This window comes from Pseudolysinimonas sp. (genome assembly GCF_051954455.1).
In the GTDB taxonomy this organism is placed as follows: Bacteria; Actinomycetota; Actinomycetes; order Actinomycetales; family Microbacteriaceae; genus Pseudolysinimonas.
Window position 1 is genome coordinate 1 of sequence record NZ_JBQCHS010000008.1, and the last position, 2,826, is coordinate 2,826.

Below are 2,826 nucleotides of genomic sequence, written 5' to 3' on the forward strand. Positions count from 1 at the left end.
GGCACTCGATCGTGCCCTGACCGCGCTCGCCGCCGGCGAGTTCGACTGGGTGACCGTCACCAGCGCGACGACGGTCGATGTGCTGTCGGCGCACCAGGCGCGCATCCCGCAGAACACACGCGTCGCCGCCGTCGGCGAGACGACGGCCGCCGCCCTGCTCGCCGCGGGATACCGGGCCGACTTCGTTCCGGCCGACGACAGCTCCGCCGCCGGCATGCTCGAGGAGTGGCCGGCCATGACCCGTGGTGTGATTCCGCTTCGGGTTCTCACGCTGCGCAGCGAGATCGCGAAGACGACGCTCACCGACGGTCTGACCGCCATGGGACACCAAGTGCAATCCGTGGTCGCGTATCGCACCGTCGGCATCCCGGTGTCCGAGCAGGTCGTCGCCGACGTCGCATCCGGTCGCATCACGGCCATCCTGGTCACCTCCGGCAGCGTCGCCGAGCAGGTGCAGCAGCAGCTCGGCCCCGTGCCGGAGGGCACCCTTGTCGCCGCGATCGGGCCGCGCACGGCCCGGGATGCCCGCGGGTTCGGTCTCCGAGTCGACGTCGTCGCGCCGGATCGCACCGCCGAGTCTCTCGTCGACGTGGTCGCTCAGTCCGCCGCGCGACGGGTGTCGTCGTGACGATCGCTCGAGCGCAGGACGCCGCCGCGGCGGCGACCGGTGCTGGCAGACTCGACCCCGTGACCGTCGACTCCACCCGTGTCGTGCTCCTCGACGACCGTGGCAACCGCACCGGGTCCGCCGAGAAGATCGGCGTTCACGGCCCCGAGACGCCCCTGCACCTCGGATTCTCCTGCCACGTGCTGCTCGACGACGGACGGCTCCTCGTGACGCGGCGAGCCCTGTCGAAGCTCACCTTTCCCGGTGTGTGGACGAACGCGTTCTGCGGGCATCCTGCGCCGGGCGAAGAGGTAACGGATGCCGTGCGCCGGCACGCGCGAGACGAGCTGGGTATTGGTCTGGCGGACCTCGAACTGGTGCTGCCCGACTTCCGCTACCGGGCGGTGGATGCGAACGGGGTCGTCGAGTACGAGATCTGCCCGGTCTACGTGGCTCGCGCTGTGGGCGAGCCGGTGGTCAACCCGGACGAGGTGGCTGAGGTCGCGGCGGTCGCGCCCGCCGAGCTTGGCGCCGCCCTTCGCAGCACGCCGTGGGCGTTCAGCGCGTGGCTCGTGGAGCAGGCCAAGCTGATGCCGCTGTACGCCTGAACCGTCTCAGGACTCGAGCGCGAGCGCATCCTTCGGCAGCTTGCGGACCTTCGTGCGGCGTCGCCTGCGCGCCGGGATCATCGACCGCATCTCCTCGAGCTTGCCGAAGCACAGCAGGCGGTCGCCCGCCTCGAGCTCGGTGTTGCCGCGCGGGTTCGGGATGACCGTGGCACCGCGGTGCAGGGTCAGCACGGTGATGTCGCGCTCATCGAGTCCGGAGTCGCGGATGCGCTTGCCGACGAGGTCGGCATCCGCCCCGACCGCGAGCTCGGCGACGCCGTAACCGGTCGAGACGGTCAGCCGCTGACGCACGTCGATCTCGGGGAAGGCGACCTGGCCGGCGATGTAGTCGACGATCGCGCCGGCGACGTCGAGGTTCGTCGCGGCCTCGATGCCCTCGAGACCCGGCGAGGAGTTGACCTCCATGACGAGCGGGCCCTCGTTGCCCTCGAGCATGTCGACGCCCGCGACGCGCAGCCCCATGATCTGGGCCGAGCGGACCGCGGCCTGCTCGTACTCCGGCGTCAGCTCGACCGGCTCGACGGTGCCGCCGCGGTGGACGTTGGAACGGAACTCGTCGCCCTTGGCGCGGCGGCGCATCGCGGCGACGACGCGGTCGCCGACGACGAGCGCGCGGATGTCGCGGCCCTTGCTCTCGCTGACGAAGCTCTGGATGAGGACGTTCTGGTTCGTGCTGTGCAGCGTCTCGATGATCGCCTCGGCGATCTTGATCTCCGGCGCGAGGATGACGCCGATGCCCTGCGTGCCCTCGAGCAGCTTGATGACGACGGGCGCGCCGCCGACCCGCTCGATGGCAGGCATGACGTCGGCGCGGTTGCGCACGAACGTCGTCGCCGGCATGCCGATCTGGTGGCGCGAGAGGATCTGCGCGGCCCGGAGCTTGTCGCGGGCGTTGGAGATGCCGTTGGCGATGTTGGGCGTGTAGACGTCCATCTGCTCGAACTGGCGCACGACGGCGGTGCCGAAGTAGGTGATCGAGCTGCCGATGCGCGGCAGGACCGCGTCGTAGTCGGAGATCGGCCGGCCCCGGAACTGAAGGTCCGGCTCGGGCCCCGACAGGTCGATGGCGAAGCGAAGCGTGTTGAGCACCCGCACCTGGTGCCCGCGGTCGAGGGCGGCGGTGCGCAGGCGCTGCGTGGAGTAGGCACGCGGCGCGCGCGAGAGGATCGCGAGTTTCATGCGGTGTCCTGCCAAGATGGGCGGGTGTCTGGGCCGGCCTATTCAAGCACTGCCGTCGGGTGGCGGGAATGGGCCGGTATGCCCGGGATCGGGCTGCCCTGGGTCAAGGCCAAGATCGACACCGGAGCGCGCACCTCGTCGCTCCACGCCGAGGACATCGAGGAGTTCGAGCGCGACGGTCGGCCGTGGGTGCGCTTCACCGCCCACCCCTGGCAGGACTCCGACGCCGACCCCCAGGTCGTGGAGTGCCCCGTCCACGACCGCCGGCGCGTCCGCAGCTCCTCTGGCCACGTCACGCGGCGGCTCGTCGTGCGCGTCGACCTCACCCTCGCCGGTCGCACCGTGCCCGCCGAGGTGACCCTGAGCAAGCGCGACCGGATGGGCTTCCGGATGCTGGTCCGCCGAGAGGCG

General features: G+C 70.9%; 4 protein-coding genes. 3 read left to right on the forward strand and 1 reads right to left on the reverse strand.

From position 1 onward, the window contains the following. Both ACTHM3_RS03180 and idi read left to right on the forward strand, forming a co-directional pair. A partial coding sequence (locus ACTHM3_RS03180; protein WP_440404642.1) for a uroporphyrinogen-III synthase occupies positions 1–628 on the forward strand: 628 nt, incomplete at its 5' end. Between the two features lie 59 nt (positions 629–687). After that, positions 688–1,215 carry an isopentenyl-diphosphate Delta-isomerase gene (gene idi / locus ACTHM3_RS03185; protein WP_440404643.1) on the forward strand — a complete coding sequence of 176 codons (528 nt, stop codon included), beginning with the start codon at positions 688–690 and terminating at the stop codon, positions 1,213–1,215. Positions 1,216–1,221: 6 nt separating this feature from the next. Here idi and ACTHM3_RS03190 read toward each other — a convergent pair whose 3' ends face one another. Then, positions 1,222–2,415 carry a RimK family alpha-L-glutamate ligase gene (locus ACTHM3_RS03190; protein ID WP_440404644.1) on the reverse strand — a complete coding sequence of 398 codons (1,194 nt, stop codon included), beginning with the start codon at positions 2,413–2,415 and terminating at the stop codon, positions 1,222–1,224. A gap of 24 nt (positions 2,416–2,439) precedes the next feature. Here ACTHM3_RS03190 and ACTHM3_RS03195 point away from each other — a divergent pair. Further along, the coding region (locus tag ACTHM3_RS03195; protein WP_440404645.1) for an ATP-dependent zinc protease family protein at positions 2,440–2,826 on the forward strand (387 nt) is incomplete at its 3' end.

Excerpts from the sequence above, each read along its gene's own strand:
- ACTHM3_RS03190 (WP_440404644.1), bottom strand. The coding sequence starts at position 2,415 with ATGAAACTCGCGATCCTCTCGCGCGCGCCGCGTGCCTACTCCACGCAG.